This is a genomic window from uncultured Parabacteroides sp., from assembly GCF_947855115.1.
GTDB lineage: Bacteria > Bacteroidota > Bacteroidia > Bacteroidales > Tannerellaceae > Parabacteroides.
On record NZ_CANTZW010000024.1, the window covers coordinates 1 to 19,772 of the forward strand.

Genomic DNA, 19,772 nt, shown 5'->3' on the forward strand with positions numbered 1-19,772 from the left:
CTTGCTTTTGGTTCACCTTGCCTTGCCAGATCGAACCTTGAGCAGAGAAAAATCCGTAGCTGCCGTTTTAACATGATCTAAATCAGTACCCGGCTTCCACATCCATACAAGCCACGATTCGTAAGCGCTTTAACTTTACGGGATCACATTCCGTTTCTCCCTTTCCTTGTCTGTTATCATAATAATGGAGTAACCGTCTTGCGTTTCGCTTTGTCAGACAAGCCTGTTCGTCAGCCTTCTCGAAACATTCTTTCGCTGATTCCATCAAAGCTTTATCATCTGTTTCTTCAGCCTGATCCCAATAGAACTTACCCAACAGATTATACGCCATAGGAATATCCTCCATAATATCTTTAATTATCTTCTCATATTTCTCTTTGTCTTTTCGTTTCTCAACAGACATGGCATATAGCAACTGTCCCAACATACAACCTTTCTCCGAGGCTTCCCGTAACAACTGCCTATACTTTTCCCGATCTTGGTTCGCCACCAAGACAGCCTGCAAAGTAATATGGCTAGGCAGGTTCATCGCCCTCAACTTCTCTTGTTTCTGAAGAGCATCCTCCTTCCTTTTATGGTCAAGATCGTTCATGGCGTCGAACAATAACCGGTCGGGATCATCCTCCTCGTAACGATGCATGTATTCCTCCATGGAAAGCCCACCTTTTTCATTCGCTAGAAAATACATCATTAACATATTCACGAAATTATGCTCCACACCCAACCCATCATGATAATAACCAGCAAGTTTCTCATACGCAAGTACCTCCCCCCAACGGGCTTTCTCTATATAAATCTTTACACTATCCTCCCAGTTACCTTGCGCCATTGTATTTACCGCAAAAGCGAAAAAACAAACAATTCCAATGATCTTTCTTGTCTTATGCATCATTCTACTCCTTTCTACCATATGGTTACCTTATTCTACGACTTGAACTAATACACTTTTCATAATCGATCCAGAAGACTGAATCCCTCCACCTTTCTTCGTATAAGACGCAGTACAAGTTATAATATGAAAACCGGGCTCTATACCATCAACCACATATTCCACTTGATACGGATAATGATCTATATGTCCGATTTCTTTGCCTTCCCAAGAGAAAACAATGTCAAGCTCCACATTCGTTTGTTCACCCGGCTCCAACCTCAAGGTTATCTTATCACCGTTACGAATTGTTTCAGAAGAAACCGTAAATGTCGGATTATCCATTATCACGTCCTCATCTCCATTACAACTAGTCATTAAAAAGACTAACAACACAAAAAACAAGCGCATTACTTTCATAATAATTAAATTTAAATGTTTGTAGAATATTATTGCTTCATCTTTTTCTCAGAATCAATGTCTTTACTGTCTATCCTGCCATTTCTAATGAATAAAATCTGTAGTTTCTCCTCGACAAAGGTCATCAGCGATATGCAGGATCACGTCATGTAATTCCAAATCATCCTTATAGAATTGCGGAATGGCATTATACCCCAACGCAGCTCCCAGAATATTTCCCGTAACCGCCCCCGTGGAGTCACTGTCTCCAGCATGATTCACGGCAGCGATAACGGCCCGTTCAAAGTTATTGAAATAAGCCAGCGTACAATAGACAGCTATAGCGACCGTCTCTTCCGCTACCCAGCCCGCTCCCAACTCTTGCTCAATAGTAATCACATCATCAGTCGATATATCAGACCACAAAATAGCTTTCTTGATAAGCCGGACGAAATAAGCTACCTCATCAGCATGATCCGAATACCTCCCGGATATCAAGGCAAGCCCTTCACGAATATATTCCTTATAGGTTTCTTTATCCGGATGTTCGTCTTTTGCCAATCGATATATAAGATGAGCCACCAAAACAGCCGGAATATAGCCCAACGGATGCTGATGAGTCAGTCCTGCCGCATGTTCTGTCAGACGATAAACAGTCTCTATCCCAATCGTGCTACCATCCGTCACGGCAAGTAGCGGGATGGGCGCGATACGCATTACCCCTCCACAGCCTTTACTGTCATTATTTGATTCCTTACCCGATAATATATCCGTAATAGCCATAATACAAGTATGTCCCGGTGCTCTTCGGGCATTCAATTCCGGCAGATCACGAATCCAGCATCGCTGAAAATCCTTCTCTCCTTTATCAACCTGTGTGAAATACCACTCGATATACGCCTCACGTATACCATCCAAAAATTCCTCTCCATCTTTTTTTGCGTTCAAAAGCCCACATGCCGTAAAAAGTGTCATTTGCGTATCATCCGATATGACTGCCTTGCCAATGGCATACGGGTCCTCCAGCCACCATTGTTCGGTGTCTAAGCGAGTGATGCCTCTCATTCCATATCTCCTTTGTATTCCAGAGAATGAGCTTATGAATTCTACCGGATACCCTAATGCGTCACCAATGGCACCACCAATCAGTGAACCACGTATCCTATCTTTAATCCTTTCGTCTTTCATACAATTTTATATTATATCCAATCATGCTCCTCCTGTCTTTCCCTCCAAAAATACCTTTATCTAGCAAAAGTATCATACCTCCAGACTTCATAATAGACCATAACGTTTACTCCGTTTTTTAATATATATATACAAACCGGCTTAACTCTTTCCTTGTTTTATTCTATCGGCATACGAAGGCCAAGCCTTTTGAAAGGTTTCCCTATCAAGAACGACAAGAGAAACCTGTTCAGGAAAAGCATTCTCACCTATATGAAAGGCCTTCTCACTTCTCACGTAAACCGTCAGCGAATGTTCTATATCCGCAAAAGCATCCGATTCAATCTCTTGGATACCTTCCGGTAAGACAATCGCTCTCAACGACTCACATCGTCCGAAAGCATAGGATGCGATTCGTCGAAGAGTAGACGGTAGCTGAATATCTTTTAAGCTATCACAATCGTAAAAAGCTCCCGCTTCAATTACCTCCAGCCCTTCACAACCAGATACACGTTTCAAGGAGTAACATTCCGCAAAAGCATTTGAAGCAATTATCCGAATGGACTTCGGTATATGTATCTGTTGAAGATTCCAACAACCACTAAATGTACCAGACTCAACTCGAGTAAGAGAATCAGGCAGAGAGATCTCCTCCAAGTTTATGCAACCATTAAAAGCATCCTCTCCAACCCTCTCTATACTCCCAGGTAACAAGACAGAACGGAGCTTATCACATTCCGCAAATACACAAGGCGCAATCTCCTGGATACCGGAATGCAGAACCAACTTTATCAGCTCCTCCCGATTTTTCGGCTGCTGATTATCATCATCAAATAGGCTCTCAAGGTATCCGACACTCTCACGATTTGTGATCACTTCTGTATCGAAAATATGCAAGGTATGACTTGCTTCTTCATATTTCCATGCCATGTCTTCTTATGTTTTATTAATATAGAGACCTTTTTTCTATATTCGTACATAAAAATACATCTTTTTAACATATCATAACAATAGTAACCATTCGAATCTATAAATTTCACGTAATTGCTTCAAGGAATAGATGAACATAAGCAACGCCCAAAATCGAGAATTACTCTTTCCGGACATATCCCGTAGCCCTAGCCTTACCGACTTTTTCGATATAACCATTTTCCAGCAACTCTTTCAGGGTACGTTCTATGGTAGTTTCGCTAATGTCCGGACAGAATACCACAATATCCGATTTCTTGATTATTCCCAATTTCTTGTCAAATACGGCTTTTACCCTGTCTGCTTTGGATAATTTACGATAATTGAGATGTTCTACCCTATCTTGAAATTCCTTATAACCTTTCAACATAATCCCCAGATAATATTTAACAAATGGGATATAATCATTGGTTCCCTCATGCCAAGAATATGAACTGTCTTGTAAAACTTCGTAATAGGTCTCTTTACTTTTCTCTATAAGCATTTCCATACTGATATATTTCCCGACAATATAACCGCTACGATACAGCAATAATAATGTCAGCAGACGGCTCATTCGTCCGTTACCATCATTGAATGGGTGTATACACAAGAAATCCAGGATAAACATCGGGATAAGAATCAACGGGTCATATCGTCCTTCATCTATCGCATTATCAAACTGTGAACACAACTGCTCCATTGCTTCAGGTGTCTGAAATGCCGGAACAGGGATAAAACGTACCCATTGCTTTCCGTCCTTTCCCGATTCCGCAATGACATTGTCTATATTCTTGAATTTACCGCCCAAATCGCTTTTGCTGAAACTGTACAAATCCCGATGCAGTTGTAAGATATTATTAGGACGCACTGGAATATATTCATAACTTTCATGCACTGTTGTCAAGACTTCTCTATATCCGACAATCTCTTCCTCCGAACGGTTACGGGGTTCTGCCTTTTCCATAACCAATGCTTCCAAACGCTCATCAGAAGTATATATGCCTTCAATCTTATTAGATGCTTTCGTACTTTGAATCTTAGCGATATCCAACAATGCGGTCAGTACATCCGGTTTGGTTTCAATATACAACTCTTGTTTCCCCTTGAATTCATGGAGCGCGGAAAGCATATTAACAATTTCTGGTGTCAGCAGATTACAGGGTATTTTTTGATAATCAAATATGTGCATATACAATTAATTTTAATACAAAGGTAATCCCTTTTCACGGATTATTTGCATCATAAAAAAACGAATCTGCATCATTTGTTTGTTTAATGATGCAGATAAGTATTTTCAGAAAAACATGTACATGAATTTCAAAAAACACGTACGACTTTTCACAAAAACATGTACGTGTTTCAACATAAACATCATGACATTTTCAAGACATTGATAATCAATATATTAAAAATAAATAGATTACCTTCTTATTGTGAGATTCTTCTTATTCAGGGAATACGAGGAAAGAAAAAATAGTAGCATAAAGAAACGATGAAACCAATCACGTTGCTAATAGTTTTTCAATAATCTCTTGCGAATGTAAATTTTTTTTGAAAACTTGCCACAATACGTTTTATCTCAAACCTGAAAGCCTAGATAAGCTTTAACATAAAACACTCAAATCTATGGATGTCAATCGTATTAGTAAATATATATCACTTCTACTGCGTCATAAGCCTGACGTTGGTGGTTTGACACTTGATCATAATGGGTGGTGTGATACCGACGCTCTTGTAATATCTGTCTCAAGGAAATTTCCCGGTTTCGACCTCGACACGCTTGAAAAAGTCGTTGAAACCAATAACAAGCATCGTTTCTCATTTAACAAAGACAAGAATAAGATCCGTGCGAATCAAGGTCATTCAATCGAAGTTGACGTAGAATTGAAAGTCGCAACACCTCCCGATGTGCTTTTCCATGGGTCAGCCACTAAGTATCAATCATCCATATTATCCGAAGGTCTGACCAGACAAAATAGGCTTCATGTACATCTATCCAAAGATATCCTTACAGCTATTTCTGTTGGGCAACGACATGGAACACCAATTGTTTTTGAAGTTGATACTAAAACAATGAAAGAGAATGGCTTTTCATTTTATCTATCTGAAAATGGAGTGTGGCTTACCGATCATGTACCCCCTAAATTCCTTAAATTATTAACATTGTAATTTCCCTAATCACAATAAAGAGAATATGCCAGAAGCTCTATTTAAGAAGCCTGCTTCATTAGCTGGTTAAGTTAACTTAGTTGGTCTACGAAGTTAACTTAACCAGCTTACTTTGATCTCAACGTATCACGAACCTCCATCAAGGCAAAACCTAGTAGATTCTCACCAGGCCATTTTCCCGGTTTTATAGCATCCTCATGCATTTCTTCAAGCCCAATTCCCCAGACCATGTCTTTAGGACTTGCTTCAGCAATAACTTTGTTCACTGTTTCCTCTAGGAACAAGTTCATCTTAGTATTCTGAGAGAACTTAGCCATGTTTCCTTTTACTACGATATCATATCTCTTACTTTTCCAAATATCATCATTATAATTCTTTACCTTACGCCCCATTTTTTTCAAATTCATGGGGTTATACTCACGTAGAATCATATCGTAAACTTCCTCGTCACCAAACACACGAGCCTTTTCTGCCATCATATACTGCTCCATACAATTATAATATTGTTCATCTACAATAAAGGAGCATGGATACCATTGGCTTAAACAGGCCTTAGCCTGCCCTTTCGCCCGATCGGAATGCCCCCAGAAAAAAACAAAGTCGGATCTTTGCCAAACCTTCTTTTCATGTAATAATTCATTTATATTATATCTCATTATCTACTAAATTAAAGATTATGTTTTCAACAAATCACGAACTTGCATCAAAGCAAAACCTGACACATTTTTACCTTGCCAATAAAAAGGATCCTTAGCGTCCGGATCAGACGCATCCATACCGATTCCCCATAGATCATGCAGGCTGGTATCTACCAAGACTGCGTTTCCTGTTGACCGCAGGAACTCTGCCAGTAATTTATTTTGGGAAAATTTGCAATAATTCCCATTCAAAGCTATGATGTACTGGAATTGTTCCCACCCAAGCTCATCCACATGCTTGATAGAACGGTCCAGCTCCTCTAGCTTGGCAGGGTCTGTCTCTCGCAGGATTAAACGGCGAATTGTCTCATCACCGAACAGACGTGCTTTCTCTGCCGTCACATATTGTTTTACGTTGCTATACTCAATTTTGTTCACCACAAATGAACAAGGCCATATCCAACTCAAACAGTCTTCCACAAGGTTCATTTCGAAAGAAGGAGTAGAGTTAAAAAACAGATATTCCAATTTCTCACCCAGCGAACACCTGCTTTTTGTCCAATAAAGCGTATAAACAGGCATTCGATCCTTTACCCGAATATCTTTCTCAACCTCATATCGGAACGCATTTTGAGTAAGCCGTAGATTCTCTATCCCACAAGGCTCCGCTTCCAAATAACGTTGGCACCATCGCTGTTTTCCTAACGGATCTTCTGGAGCATACCCAGTGTATAGGTCATCAGCTACAGACACGATTAACTCTCTTATCTCCAGTTGTTCTTTATAATAGAAAGGAATCGCCTCATAACCGACAATGGCTCCCATGATATTACCCGTTACCGCACCCGTAGAATCAGAATCTCCCGAATGATTGACCGAAGCGACAATCGCTCCCTCAAAATCAGTTAAATGTCTTAAAGAACAATAGATCGCTATCGCTAAAGTCTCTTCCGCTACCCATCCTTCTCCAATACGAGCGATCGCTTCCGCATCCGGCAGATCGCCTTGAGCCAAACGTACCGCCATTTGAAGTAATTGTCTTAAATCGGAGATATCCGAAGAATCGTCCTCGTATTCCGCGTATAATAGTCCGACACCTTCATTGATAAGTTGGACAAACCGTTCAAACGTAACCTCTTCAGACAAAAGAAGACCGTATAATAAATACGTAAGGAATGCCGCAGGTAAATACCCCAAAGGATGCTTGTGAGTAAGCCAAGCCGTATCCCCGCCTAACCGGATCATCTCACGAAGCGTACCCTTCCAATTCCCGTGCCATTTTCGTGAAGCGGCAAACAATCCTATAGGAGCCACTCGCATCACGCCACCGCAGCCTTTACTGTTATTTATAACTTCCGCTTTGTTCGCCAAGCGATAAATAGCATCCAAACAAGTCGAACCCGGTGCTCTTCGAACATTTAGTTCCTCTACGTCACGAATCCAACAGGTATGATCTTTACTCGGGTCGATTTCCCCGTCCTGCGTTTGTAGCCATTCCACATAAGCGGTAGCTATACGCCTTAGCAAAGGAACTTTCATTCCTCGAACTGCCTCTTGCGTAATACCCACCAAAAGGCCATTTGCCGTGAATAAAGTCATTTGCGTATCATCGGATATTTCTGCCAAACGTTTATCATTTAATTGATAACGAAGAATACCTGACTGGCCAAAATGAGCTTGGATAGCATCCCAGTTCGCAAATTCCACCGCAAATCCCAAAGCATCACCAACCGCTCCACCGATTAAGCTTCCCCTAATCTTGTCTCTCATATTGGTATTAAATATTTCATGCCATGAAAGAAATGCAAACCTGATTCCACCTAATATTTGAAGCTTCCCCCCCCCAAGAACTCGCGTAGCAAGGAGGTTCCGGGAAGTTTCTCTGTGGGGATGTAATTGAAGTAACGGAGGAAACGGAGCAGACGATACGCTTCCGCGTTCGCTTTACTGCTCTCCGGAACCTGCGCCAAGATAGGCTCCACATATTTCCGCAAGGCTGCCAGCTCATACAACATGGCGCTATTAAACATGGCATCCGCGTTCTCTTGGTACGGGAAAATCCATTTATCCTCACCGCAACGCACGCTAGGCCAACGGTTGATCGTTTCTTCCGCAGAATATCCTCTAAAACGGTAATCCCGGATAATACGGCGCAGCAAACGATTGTCCGTTGTCGGTATCCAGTTGTGGTTATCCAAGGAGATAGAGGTCAAGACCGAGACATACACCCGGTATTTATATTTATCATCGATAAACTCCGTCAGTTCCGGGTTCAAGGCATGTATACCCTCTATCACCAAAATCGAGTTCTCTCGAAGTTTTAATTTCTTTCCCTTGAAAATCCTTCGGCCGGTCTCAAAATTGAAACTAGGCAAATCAATCTCTTCCCCGGATAACAACTTTTTCAAATCTTTATTAAAGTAAGGCAAATCCAGCGCATACAAAGACTCGAAATCATACTCGCCATGCTCATCCTTCGGCGTATCTTCCCGGTTCAAGAAATAATCATCCAAAGAAATACCTACCGGATGAAGCAAATTAGTCGTCAATTGTACTTGCAAACGTTTACAGAACGTAGTCTTTCCCGATGAAGAAGGACCAGAGATCAATACGATACGGATCCCCCCCTTATATCCATCGGCGATCTTCTCGGCGATCTTGGCAACCTGCTTTTCCTGCATGGCCTCCGAGACCAGGATGATATCTTGCGACAAGCCCTTCTCTATGGCCAAATTCAAGTCGCCCACATTATCCAGACCGACGGTACGCTGTAAGATAAGATGCTCCTTATAAGCCTCAAACATCTTATCCTGATTGATAACAGGCTGCAATTCCGACGGGTCTGTCTGCTTCGGAATCCGCAGCAAGACTCCATCCATATAAGGTTCCAAGTCAAACAACCGTATGTAGCCGGTAGAGGGGGTCAGACAGCCATAGAAAAAGTTGATATATCCATCCAACTCATAATAAGAGGTATAAGGTAACCCCGCCGTCTCGATCAGCCGTGCCTTATCATTCATACCCCGTTCACGAAACAATACGGCGGCATCCACCGTGCGAACGCTCTTATGGAGAAACGGGAGATCCGCGTCGATCAACTCCCACATACGTTTCTTGATCTTCCCGATCGTCTCCAAGTCGATGTTCTTGCCATTATGGATCACGCAATAATAACCCTTGGATACCGGATGTTCCAGATTCAAGATAGCCTCCGGCCATATATCATATACCGCCTTGGAAAAGATATGGCAAAGCGAACGGACATAGGTTCTCAATCCGGATAATTGGGTATAGTCGATAAATTCGATATCCTTCGGTTGCCAACAACGGAAGTTCAAGTTCTCCGTCTTATTATTCACTTGCGCGTTCATCGGCCTGTACCGAAGCGGAGCGCCAACCGCCGTATAAATGTCCAACAAGGAAGAGCCGATAGGTACATCCTTGTAGGTATTATTATTTTTACAGTAAATTGTTATTGTCTCAGACATACTATTTCAGTTATTATTTGTAAATTTGTTCCCTAAAGTTAGGAATATTAATCGGATAAACAATCCACTTAAACGTAATTTAAATGGACTATTCTTTTTTTGATTTTCTCCGGCTGATCGGCTCCTTGGCGCTGTTCCTGTACGGAATGAAGATCATGAGTGAAGGATTACAGAAGTTTGCGGGCGACAGTTTACGTCGGATACTCACCGCAATGACCACAAACAGAGTAACCGGTGTGCTCACCGGTATGTTAATCACGGCACTCATCCAATCCTCATCGGCTACTACCGTGATGGTCGTTAGCTTTGTGAATGCCGGCCTTTTGACACTGACTCAATCCATCGGGGTCATCATGGGCGCTAATATCGGAACCACGGTCACGGCATGGATCATATCGGCTCTCGGCTTTAAGGTCGACATAGCCGCGTTCACTCTCCCGTTGCTAGCTTTTGCCCTACCTCTTTTCTTCTCCAATAAAAGCTCCAGGAAATCGGTAGGAGAGTTCGTTTTCGGTTTCGCGTTCCTTTTCATGGGATTACAAAACCTACAAGCGAACGCCCCGGATCTAAGCGCAAACCCGGATATGCTGGCCTTCGTGCAGAATTACACGGATATGGGATTCTTCTCCATCCTCCTGTTCTTGTTTATCGGAGCCATCCTCACCATGATTGTCCAAGCCTCCGCCGCGACAATGGCCATTACGTTAATCATGTGCGCCAACGGCTGGATTGATTACCACCTCGGCGTAGCTCTCGTATTGGGAGAGAATATCGGCACGACAATCACGGCAAACCTAGCGGCTTTGACCGGTAACACACAAGCACGAAGAGCCGCGCTGGCGCACCTCACGTTCAACATATTCGGTGTCATCTGGGTATTGATTCTCTTTTATCCGTTTACCGGAGGTGTTTCTTGGTTCGTGACAAATATCATGAAAGTCAGCGATCCGGCTGTTGCCGTATCATTCAAACTAGCCGCATTCCATACCGCATTTAATATCAGTAACACCTGTATCATGATTTGGTTCGTGAACTTGATCGAGAAAACAGTATGTACGCTGATCAAGCCCAAGGTCGAGGACGAGGAATACCGTTTGCAATACATCACCGGCGGTATGTTATCGACAGCGGAGCTTTCCATTCTACAAGCCCATAAAGAGATCTCGTTATTCGCCGAGCGCACAAGCCGTATGTTCGGGATGGTAAAAGACCTGTTCTACGAGAAAAATGAGGAAGCCTTCCTGAAAACATACAGCCGCATCGAGAAATATGAGAACATCAGCGACCGTATGGAGATCGAGATAGCCAACTACCTGACCCAAGTATCGGAAGGACGTTTGAGTTCCGAGAGTAAGGAGGAGATACGTGTCATGCTACGTGCCGTATCCGAGATAGAGAGCATAGCGGACTCATGTAATAACCTGGCCCGCAGTATCAAACGCAGGAATGAGTTTAAGTCTGAGTTCACGCCAGACCAAAACAAACATCTGGACCATATGTTCGGATTGGTAGGCGAGGCATTGAGCCGTATGAACGTGGTCCTTCATAAGGTAGAACTCATACATGACGATGTCAATCCTTCCTACAACATAGAGAACGAGATCAACAACTATCGTAACCAGTTAAAGAGCCGGAATATCGAGGATATCAACAATAAGCTATACCAATACCAGGATGGCGTTTATTATATGGATATGGTTAGTGAAAGTGAAAAGCTGGGCGATTATGTATTAAATGTTGTTCAAGCGGTTATCGAGAAGAAAATATAACGTATATTTGTTGACGACAATATCAACAGCCCTTTTCCGTTATTGAGAAAAGGGCTGTTTTTAATATATATCCACTATGAGCTGTAAATATTATACGATCGTTACTCTCTGTCTGTTAGCATTCTCCGCTTGCGAGAAAGACAATATTGATGTCCCGGCAACCGACAATGATGTAAATCAATGGATTGAGCAAACGATGCGAGAGAACTATCTTTGGTATTCCGAGCTTCCGGATAAAGGTTCCTTGGATTTCAGCCTTGATCCGGAGACTTTCTTCAAGAGACTATTATCGGACAAAGATGGAAAGGATATCTCCGAAGGCCATCATTACTTTTCCCAACTGGAGAAAGCGGCCGCGACAAAAAGCATTTATGACGCAAATGACTCATACGGATTTGATTTCGCCACTTCCAACCTAAAGGACGGAAACAATACGTACAAAATAGCCCTTGTCCTTTATGTATTAAAGGATTCGCCCGCCGAAGAAGCCGGCTTGAAACGAGGAGACTGGATACTCGGGGTAAACGGTTCCTGGGGTACTATCCAAGACTATGATATATTAAGAAACGGGGGAAGTATATCCCTTCAGCTAGGAGAAGTCCAAGCGAATGGCCAAGAGTTGGCCCCGACCCGGAAGGTTACCTTGAACGCATCTCGTGCGGTAGAAGATACCCCGTTCCTCAAAGATTCCGTATATACGTATGGTAACCACCGGATCGGTTATTTAATGTACAACCATTTCGCCTCCGGACCGGACGAGTATAATTATGACGATACGAGTTATAACCTCTATTTACAACAGCTCTTCGAGAAATTCAAAAGCAGGAACGTCAATGAGTTCGTACTCGATTTACGCTATAATGGCGGCGGGCTGATCAATTGCGCCCAGTTATTAGCCTCGTTGTTAGCTCGAGAAGACGTTTTGGGAGAACCCCTATGTATCATGGAGTATAACGATAAAAACTCCGGTAAAAACGAGACCCTGCCCTTACTCAAGACAACAGAGGTCATGGCAGGCAACTTAAACCTACAACGATTGTTCGTTCTGACAGGCTCGACTACGGCTTCCGCCTCCGAGCTTATCATCAATTCGTTACGTCCCTATCTAAATGTCCGTGTTATCGGCCAGCAGACTTTTGGAAAAACGGTTGGCATGACGATCTATAACGAATCCCAAAAATACGGATGGATACTTTCTCCCGTCACCTTCCATATTTACAATAAGGACCGGGAAGCTGATTACGAAAACGGAATCCATCCAGATGTAGCGGTTAATGAGTTTAAGAGCGACCTGGTGGAATTCGGAGACTTGAATGATCCTTTACTAGGGCAAGCTGTATATGAGATAATCGGACTGCCAACGTTCTTGCGATCCGCTACCCCGACAGAGAACCTGGAAATCCAATATAATCCCCCATTTTCCTATAAGGATAACTTATTACAGATTCCGGGTAATTAAAAAATAAGATATAAATGGAAAGTTCATTTCTCAAGATCATAAACGGGAAGATATTAACTCCATCGGGACTCCTGACAAACGGCCAGATCATCATCTCGAATGGAAAGATCATGGAGATCACCGAGCGGAACCGGGAAATCTCCCATGCGGAAATCATCAACGCTAAAGGAAATTACGTAGCCCCCGGCTGTATCGACACGCATGTTCACGGTGGTAACGGGCACGATTTCACGGAAGCTACCCCTAAAGCGTTCTACGCAATCACAAGAGCGCATGCCTTACAGGGGACAACAACTTTATATCCTACATTAGCCGCCGCTCCTATCGAAACCTTCCGGGAAGCGATCAAGACCTGCGAGCACATCATGAACCATCCCGAACATGGGGCCCGCGTCATGGGATTGCATCTTGAGGGGAATTATTTGAACATGGCCATGAAAGGCGGGCAAGATCCCAATTACATCTATCCCCCCGATCCACAAGAATATAAGGAATTACTCAATAGTACCCAGTGTATCAAACGCTGGAGCGCCGCACCAGAACTTGACGGCGCACTGGAATTCGGCAGGTATGCGTCAACTCGCGGCGTATTAGTATCCCTAGCTCACACTACGGCCGATTACCTTCAGGTGAAAAAAGCGTACGAGGCCGGATTTACCCATGCCACCCACTTCTATAATGCCATGACTTCCGTCCATAAAGATCGTGAATACAAACATGAAGGGACGGTAGAAGGCATTTATCTCATGAAAGATATGACCGTGGAGGTCGTGGCCGATGGCATTCATGTACCGCCGGCAATCTTAAAGTTGGTATACCAAATCAAAGGAGTAGAACGTACCTCCCTGATCACGGACGCAATGGCTGCCGCCTGCGATAACGGCACGGGACATTTTTCGGACTCGCGGGTAATCATTGAGGATGGCGTATGCAAACTGATTGATCGATCGGCCATCGCGGGAAGTATAGCGACCGGAATTCACTTGATCCGTACGATGGTTGAGAAAGCGGAAATACCATTACACGACGCTATTCGTATGGCCTCCGAAAGCCCGGCTCGCTTGATGGGCATCTTAGACCATAAAGGTACGCTAGAAAAAGGGAAAGACGCAGATATCATCTTATTTAATAACGATATGAAGATCCAAGAGACTTTCGTAGAAGGTAAACGACTTCTAAAAGAATAAGAAATACGATAAACTTTGGCTTCCTGTATCCTGTTTTTAGGTAAATAAGGGCATGAATGTATATGGAAAGCGTTAAAGAACATTATTGGAGATATTCACTGATCACTATTATATTAGGACTCGGGATAATTTTATTTTTTAAGATTATCCCGTTTCTTGGGGGTATACTTGGGGCATTCACCATCTATATATTACTGCGCAAACAGATGTTTCACCTGACCGAGAAGTTAAATATGAGACCGGTTCTTGCCGCCTCGCTGTTATTAGGTGAGACGATCTTATGTTTCTTAATCCCGATCACGCTAGCGGTCTGGCTAGTCATCAACAAGACACAAAATATTAATCTAGATCCGGGCATACTGCTAAACACAGGCCAACATATCGCGGATTTAGTTCAGGAAAAAACCGGTTTCGACGTGTTGGACAGAGAAAACTTGTTGAAGGCCGCCTCTATTCTTCCGCAAATCGGACAATTCTTAGTGGGTAGCATAAGCAGTTTCACCGTAAACGTCATCGTATTGGTATTTATCTTGTATTTCATGCTGATCGGTGGGAGGAAGATGGAAACCTATCTATATACTTTATTCCCATTTAGCGACCGAAACAAAGATGAGGTGCTCAATGAGATCAATATGATCGTAAAATCGAACGCAATAGGTATTCCTCTCTTGGCGGCTATACAAGGTATCGTAGCGGTAATCGGCTATTTTATCTTTCAGACTCCCGATCCCTTGTTATTTGGGTTTCTCACCTGTATCGCCACGATCATCCCCATCGTAGGGACTGCTTTGGTTTGGGTTCCTCTGGCTGCTTATATGGCTTTAAACGGTGATTGGGCACATGCCTTAGGCCTGACTATTTATGCCTTGCTTATCATCACGAACGTAGATAACTTGATTCGTTTTATCCTACAAAAGAAATTGGCAGATATACACCCGTTGATCACCGTTTTCGGTGTCGTAATCGGGTTGTCCTTGTTTGGTTTCATGGGGATTATCTTCGGACCGTTGTTATTATCCTTATTCCTTCTTTGCGTAGATATTTTCAAGAAGAGTTATTTAGATAAATAAATAGGATTTACCGGACAGGATATTTCAAAAAAACATACCTTTACATTATATTTGAGTAAAACAAATAATATGTCACGTAGAACAGTAAATAATTGGAAACTTATCAAAGGACAACCTCTTACCGAGCTAGACAAGAAAATCCTATATATCCAGCATAAAGGACATCTAGTACCCTCCCGTAAACTCATCAAGACTCCGGAACAAATCGAGGGTATTCGTAGAAGTGGCGTGATTAATACCGGGGTACTGGATTTGATTGAGAAAGAGATCAAAGAAGGTATGTCTACAGCCGCTATCGATAAGCTGGTATATGACTACACGGTAAGCCACGGAGCGATTCCGGCTCCCTTAAACTATGAGGGATTCCCTAAAAGTGTATGTACCTCTATTAACGAAGTGGTTTGTCATGGTATTCCCAGTGAAAAGGAGATATTGAGAGATGGTGATATCATCAACGTTGATGTCTCTACGATTCTGGATGGTTATTACTCCGATGCTTCCCGCATGTTTATGATCGGGAATGTTTCTCCGGAAAAGCAGAAACTAGTACAAGTCACCAAAGAATGCCTAGAGATTGGCATGAGAGCGGCGAAACCGTTCGGATTCGTTGGCGATATTGGCTACGCCATCCAAAAGCACGCAGAGAAAAACGGATTCTCGGTCGTCCGGAATTTATGTGGACATGGTGTCGGACTGGAATTCCACGAGGAACCGGAAGTTTGTCATTTCGGCCGGAAAGGGACAGGAATGCTCTTGGTTCCGGGTATGGTTTTCACGATCGAACCTATGATTAACATGGGTACTTGGAAAGTATTTATCGATAAGGAAGACGACTGGACCGTCATCACCGAAGACAAACAACCCTCCGCTCAATGGGAACATACCTTCTTAATGACAGAGACAGGCTTAGAAATCCTTACTTATTAATATCTTATAGTGCCTGTTTTTTAGGGGCATTTACTGAATATCCCTAGTTGTAGAGACGCAGCACGCTGCGTCTCTACAACTGGGGAATATCTGATGTAATTAGTGCTTGTAATTAGCGTTTTCGAGCTTTTTCCCGAGCGGCCTTCTCCTTCTCCCGTAAAGCGGCCTTTCGGGCTTTTTCTTTCTCTTTTAATTTCTGCTTGTATAGGCGCTCTTTTTCCTTACGCTCCTTTTCTTTCTCTTTTAGGCGTTGTTTGTAAGCACGTTCCTTTTCCTTACGAAGCTCCTCACGGGCTTTTAGTTTTGCCTTGCGGTCGGCTTCCGCTTGTTTCAGCTTCGCTTTACGGGCCGCTTCCAATTGTTTCTCCCGATCGGCCTTTGCTTTCAACAAGGCACGTTCTTCCTCCTCCTGTTTCTTTAGAAGCTCCTTCTGTTCCTTCGCTTTCCGTTCACGCAATTCTTTATCAGCCTTTTGTTGGGCTTCGAAAGCTTTGCGAGCCTCTTCCTTACGAGCTTCTTCCTCGGCTGCTTCCCGTTTACGAATCTCTTGGATTTCCTCTAAAGTCATACCTTGATCCTCAACCGGCGGTTGAACAACGGAAACCGTATCTTTACGAAGGGTATCGGAAGACAAGATTTCCGGTTTGTCGAACGTAGGAACCTCAATCGTATCCGGGACAACCGGTATAGGCTGTATCTCGGGCTCTCGGACGGGTTCTTCAACAGGCCGCTGTTCCTCCGGCTCCGCAACAGGTTGTACCTCCGGTTCAACTTCTTGTTTCAAATCCTCTGCCTCTTCCGGTATTCCGGGCTCTTCTTCAGAAATGATTTTATCATTATTTTTCTCCTCTTCCTCTGCGGCTTCCATACGGATTTTCCAACGGACGGCCAAATCCGGCAATTCCTCACCAAAGCTCTCATCGAAGAAGGTGATATATTCATCCAATGTCTTACCCCGCATCAAAGTCTCGTAATTATCATCAGAAATCGGCAATACAGCCACCGCTTTACTCAAAGCCGTCGCATAACCATCCTTTCCATAGATCATCTTATAATATTGGATAATCTCGTCGAAATTGATAAATCCCTTTATTGCCAACATACTGATCGGCCCAGCCTGTTCCAATACCAAGTCAAACTCTTTTACCATGAAGTTGGCAAAGTTATAAGCGGCAACAGCGAATAACAATTGATTCTGGTCTACGCTACCCGTAGGATACACCAGAAGCATTTGATAAGAAGTATTTCGTTCCGGGCTAAATACACGAGCCGAGTCTTCGGCAGATAAGGTTCCATCCTCACCCAGACCGAATCGCAAATTCCAACTCATACCTTTTACGCCACCTTGTACCAAGGCACGTCCCCGAAGAACCCCTTTCAACATCTCTCCGGCTAGCTCGGTGACATCTGCGTTCGGATACTTTTCGACCAATGCTTTCAAGGCATTCTTAAAACCTTCCGCATCCCCGGCCTGCACATACGATAACGCATCCAAGAACATAAACTTAGGCATCAACGTAGCCAACGGATATTTCTCGCTTACATACCGGAAACTCTTACGGACATAAGAGGTATCGCTCGCTAGGTAACGATTATAAGTAGCCTCATAGATCGAGTCTTGCACCACATCCATCATCCGGACATTATACTCGTAGTTCGGATCGGCTACCGCCACCGCATAATCACTTTCCGGGAAGACACTTATTAGCTTATTCTTATATTCGGTAGCCAAGGCTGTATTACCGGTCTTAAGCGCCATCAAATATACCTGATAATAACTTTCCAAACGATGCTCATTATCCGGGAAACGGCGCTCTAGGTTCTCGAAAGCCTCAACTGACAAGGGAATATCTTCCAACTTATCCTTATAGATCATCGCCATATTGTAAAGGCCGTCGATAATAATAATATTAGAAGCGTCTATATCTTCCTGCGTGAAAGGTAACTGCTGTAGATAATACTCACGGGTATGCGGATCATCGGCAGCGACAGCCGGCAGGTCACCTCCTATCGAATCGGTAGGCAGCGGTTGGCCATCCGGCCCTACCTCCTGATCTCCTTCTGCCATCATCTCTTCATCCAAATTCTCGTTAAAAGTAGAAAGTTCCTTTTTACGACGGCGCCAGTTATCTTCCAGCGGACGGCGTCCCCACTTACGCTGGAATTGCGTCTTACCCTGCGCAACAGTCTGCGGATTATAAAAATAGAAAGACGTTCCTCCAGACGTACTCGGCAACACAACCGTATTGGTCTCTGTACCGGGACGGTCTATTCCAGTACCTTTCGCCTCCTGCTCGGCCAGATAAGCCTCCTTCTCAGCCAAGGCTTTCGCCTCTTCCTCTTCTTTCTTTACCTCCTCGATCTTCTTATCGATAATCGCTAATCGCTCCGCTTCTGGCAATTTAGCCAAAGCTTGCAAACTATCTTGCAAATGGACCGCCTCTACATGCACAACCAACTCGTCCAGAATCGCCGACAGTTTAGAGACCCGCTCATAGTCCTTGTATTCCTTCTGTATCCCGGCCAAGGCACCGCTAAAGCAAGGCTGCGCTTTCACGTAATCCCGCATCGTAAAATAGATATCTCCCAGTTTTATCTGGCAGATCGCCTTATCCATTCCATTCTGCGTACTCTTATCGATACCAAGCTGATAATTCTTTATGGCATTCACCGTATCTTCCCGGCTGAGGTACACATTTCCCAACGCATAATATACTTGGTCTAAATAATCTTTATTCTTCTGGCTTTTTGCCATTTTCTCCAGCATCTTCACTACTTTCAAGTAGTTCGTTCCCGAGAACACCTCTGTCTGCCGGATACGTGAGGCAAATTCCAGCTCATAAGGAGGATTCGAGCGGGCAACCTCACCAAAGGTTTTATAAGCCAACCCGTCTAATTCCTGATCTGCATAAATTTGCCCCAAAAGATACTTCATCCGGGTACGCTGTTTCCGGTTTTTCTCGGCTTTGATAGCCGTTTTCAAATAAGGGATGGCATCCTCGAATTGCCCGTTCTTGATCAAATAATCGGCATACACCGCCGCATATTGTTTTAAGGCAGATGCGGGGATACCGTTCTTGTTCATCTTATCCAAGATATCCTCCGATTCATAGAACCAGCCCATCTCGGAATAACAACGGGCTTGCCACAAACGAGCCTCGGCCACGACCTCCTCATCCTTCGCGTAATGACGGGCTATATAGGAGAAAGTAGCGGAAGCTTGCAGGAAATCGGCGTTGTAGAATTGCGCCTGTCCCATAATCAGCCAACTGTTTTTTAAGAAAGGGTTATATTCCTCTTGCTCCTGAAAAGCACGTTGTTTAGGATCATTCCGCCAACCCGGTTTCTTGGCCGGCTTCGCCTTTATGGAATGTAACTTAATGGCTTTATTGCTTTTTTCGATCGTCCGGTCAAAAGGGCCCCCCGGCTCGGATTTATCTTTAGGCTGGGCACTGATCGGGTACATATAGATCATGTCGGAATAATTTTCCTTATACCCGTCTAACTGACTTTTCAAGGCTTCGTCAAATGCCTCTTTTCCATTGAAATAAATATTATAACGGGTCGTAAAGGCATGATAAAAACGGCTCGCTTTCGTGTTCTTCTTCGTACTGCACGACCAAAGCAAGAGTACCGTAAATAACGCCACTATGTAATAAAACCCTTTTTTCATTCCTTAA

15 protein-coding genes are annotated in these 19,772 nt (G+C 43.5%); 6 read left to right on the top strand and 9 right to left on the bottom strand.

The window, feature by feature from the left end; genetic code table 11:
- Positions 1-82 precede the first annotated feature (82 nt).
- The 5 genes from Q0110_RS13635 to Q0110_RS13655 all read right to left on the bottom strand — a co-directional run bounded on the left by Q0110_RS13635 (position 83) and on the right by Q0110_RS13655 (position 4,574).
- Positions 83-910 carry a hypothetical protein gene (locus Q0110_RS13635; RefSeq protein WP_297907384.1) on the bottom strand — a complete coding sequence of 276 codons (828 nt, stop codon included), beginning with the start codon at positions 908-910 and terminating at the stop codon, positions 83-85.
- 9 nt (positions 911-919) lie between these two features.
- Entirely contained in the window at positions 920-1,288 is a 369-nt protein-coding gene (locus Q0110_RS13640; protein ID WP_297907387.1) for a hypothetical protein, read from the bottom strand.
- An 84-nt stretch (positions 1,289-1,372) separates the two neighbouring features.
- Positions 1,373-2,455 carry an ADP-ribosylglycohydrolase family protein gene (locus tag Q0110_RS13645; protein ID WP_297907390.1) on the bottom strand — a complete coding sequence of 361 codons (1,083 nt, stop codon included), beginning with the start codon at positions 2,453-2,455 and terminating at the stop codon, positions 1,373-1,375.
- A 141-nt stretch (positions 2,456-2,596) separates the two neighbouring features.
- Entirely contained in the window at positions 2,597-3,364 is a 768-nt protein-coding gene (locus Q0110_RS13650) for a leucine-rich repeat domain-containing protein (protein WP_297907393.1), read from the bottom strand.
- Positions 3,365-3,524: 160 nt separating this feature from the next.
- Positions 3,525-4,574, bottom strand: coding sequence for a Fic family protein (locus Q0110_RS13655; RefSeq protein ID WP_297907397.1), 1,050 nt, complete (start codon positions 4,572-4,574; stop codon positions 3,525-3,527).
- A gap of 437 nt (positions 4,575-5,011) precedes the next feature.
- Here Q0110_RS13655 and Q0110_RS13660 point away from each other — a divergent pair, with 437 nt between their 5' ends.
- Positions 5,012-5,554, top strand: a complete 543-nt coding sequence (locus Q0110_RS13660) for an RNA 2'-phosphotransferase (protein WP_297907400.1) — start codon at positions 5,012-5,014, stop codon at positions 5,552-5,554.
- Between the two features lie 107 nt (positions 5,555-5,661).
- On the opposite strand, the gene Q0110_RS13665 is transcribed toward Q0110_RS13660, so the two are convergent.
- From Q0110_RS13665 to Q0110_RS13675, 3 genes are read right to left on the bottom strand one after another with little or no spacing between them, the layout of a single operon-like run.
- Positions 5,662-6,210, bottom strand: coding sequence for an NADAR family protein (locus Q0110_RS13665; protein WP_297907403.1), 549 nt, complete (start codon positions 6,208-6,210; stop codon positions 5,662-5,664).
- 18 nt (positions 6,211-6,228) lie between these two features.
- A complete protein-coding gene (locus tag Q0110_RS13670) occupies positions 6,229-7,962 on the bottom strand; it encodes an ADP-ribosylglycohydrolase family protein (protein ID WP_297907407.1) in 1,734 nt (577 codons plus the stop codon).
- A gap of 50 nt (positions 7,963-8,012) precedes the next feature.
- Entirely contained in the window at positions 8,013-9,680 is a 1,668-nt protein-coding gene (locus Q0110_RS13675; protein WP_297907410.1) for a nucleoside kinase, read from the bottom strand.
- 83 nt (positions 9,681-9,763) lie between these two features.
- Between Q0110_RS13675 and Q0110_RS13680 the strand changes: the two genes are divergently transcribed.
- From Q0110_RS13680 to map, 5 genes are all read left to right on the top strand, one after another.
- Entirely contained in the window at positions 9,764-11,449 is a 1,686-nt protein-coding gene (locus tag Q0110_RS13680; protein ID WP_297907413.1) for a Na/Pi cotransporter family protein, read from the top strand.
- Positions 11,450-11,525: 76 nt separating this feature from the next.
- Positions 11,526-12,908, top strand: coding sequence for a S41 family peptidase (locus Q0110_RS13685; protein WP_297907416.1), 1,383 nt, complete (start codon positions 11,526-11,528; stop codon positions 12,906-12,908).
- 14 nt (positions 12,909-12,922) lie between these two features.
- Positions 12,923-14,095 carry an N-acetylglucosamine-6-phosphate deacetylase gene (gene nagA / locus Q0110_RS13690; RefSeq protein WP_297907419.1) on the top strand — a complete coding sequence of 391 codons (1,173 nt, stop codon included), beginning with the start codon at positions 12,923-12,925 and terminating at the stop codon, positions 14,093-14,095.
- 56 nt (positions 14,096-14,151) lie between these two features.
- Entirely contained in the window at positions 14,152-15,165 is a 1,014-nt protein-coding gene (locus tag Q0110_RS13695) for an AI-2E family transporter (protein WP_297907421.1), read from the top strand.
- A 69-nt stretch (positions 15,166-15,234) separates the two neighbouring features.
- Positions 15,235-16,092 carry a type I methionyl aminopeptidase gene (map, locus tag Q0110_RS13700; RefSeq protein ID WP_297907424.1) on the top strand — a complete coding sequence of 286 codons (858 nt, stop codon included), beginning with the start codon at positions 15,235-15,237 and terminating at the stop codon, positions 16,090-16,092.
- A 112-nt stretch (positions 16,093-16,204) separates the two neighbouring features.
- Here the strand turns inward: map and Q0110_RS13705 are convergent, their stop codons facing one another.
- Positions 16,205-19,765, bottom strand: coding sequence for a tetratricopeptide repeat protein (locus Q0110_RS13705; protein ID WP_297907427.1), 3,561 nt, complete (start codon positions 19,763-19,765; stop codon positions 16,205-16,207).
- Positions 19,766-19,772: the final 7 nt, after the last annotated feature.

Bases quoted from the DNA above. Each gene is read 5' to 3' on its own strand.
- map (WP_297907424.1), top strand. From the start codon at position 15,235: ATGTCACGTAGAACAGTAAATAATTGGAAACTTATCAAAGGACAACCT.
- Q0110_RS13640 (WP_297907387.1), bottom strand. From the start codon at position 1,288: ATGAAAGTAATGCGCTTGTTTTTTGTGTTGTTAGTCTTTTTAATGACT.
- Q0110_RS13635 (WP_297907384.1), bottom strand. From the start codon at position 910: ATGGTAGAAAGGAGTAGAATGATGCATAAGACAAGAAAGATCATTGGA.
- Q0110_RS13705 (WP_297907427.1), bottom strand. From the start codon at position 19,765: ATGAAAAAAGGGTTTTATTACATAGTGGCGTTATTTACGGTACTCTTG.
- Q0110_RS13665 (WP_297907403.1), bottom strand. From the start codon at position 6,210: ATGAGATATAATATAAATGAATTATTACATGAAAAGAAGGTTTGGCAA.
- Q0110_RS13680 (WP_297907413.1), top strand. From the start codon at position 9,764: ATGGACTATTCTTTTTTTGATTTTCTCCGGCTGATCGGCTCCTTGGCG.
- Q0110_RS13645 (WP_297907390.1), bottom strand. From the start codon at position 2,455: ATGAAAGACGAAAGGATTAAAGATAGGATACGTGGTTCACTGATTGGT.
- Q0110_RS13695 (WP_297907421.1), top strand. From the start codon at position 14,152: ATGTATATGGAAAGCGTTAAAGAACATTATTGGAGATATTCACTGATC.
- nagA (WP_297907419.1), top strand. From the start codon at position 12,923: ATGGAAAGTTCATTTCTCAAGATCATAAACGGGAAGATATTAACTCCA.
- Q0110_RS13685 (WP_297907416.1), top strand. From the start codon at position 11,526: ATGAGCTGTAAATATTATACGATCGTTACTCTCTGTCTGTTAGCATTC.
- Q0110_RS13650 (WP_297907393.1), bottom strand. From the start codon at position 3,364: ATGGCATGGAAATATGAAGAAGCAAGTCATACCTTGCATATTTTCGAT.
- Q0110_RS13660 (WP_297907400.1), top strand. From the start codon at position 5,012: ATGGATGTCAATCGTATTAGTAAATATATATCACTTCTACTGCGTCAT.
- Q0110_RS13675 (WP_297907410.1), bottom strand. From the start codon at position 9,680: ATGTCTGAGACAATAACAATTTACTGTAAAAATAATAATACCTACAAG.
- Q0110_RS13670 (WP_297907407.1), bottom strand. From the start codon at position 7,962: ATGAGAGACAAGATTAGGGGAAGCTTAATCGGTGGAGCGGTTGGTGAT.
- Q0110_RS13655 (WP_297907397.1), bottom strand. From the start codon at position 4,574: ATGCACATATTTGATTATCAAAAAATACCCTGTAATCTGCTGACACCA.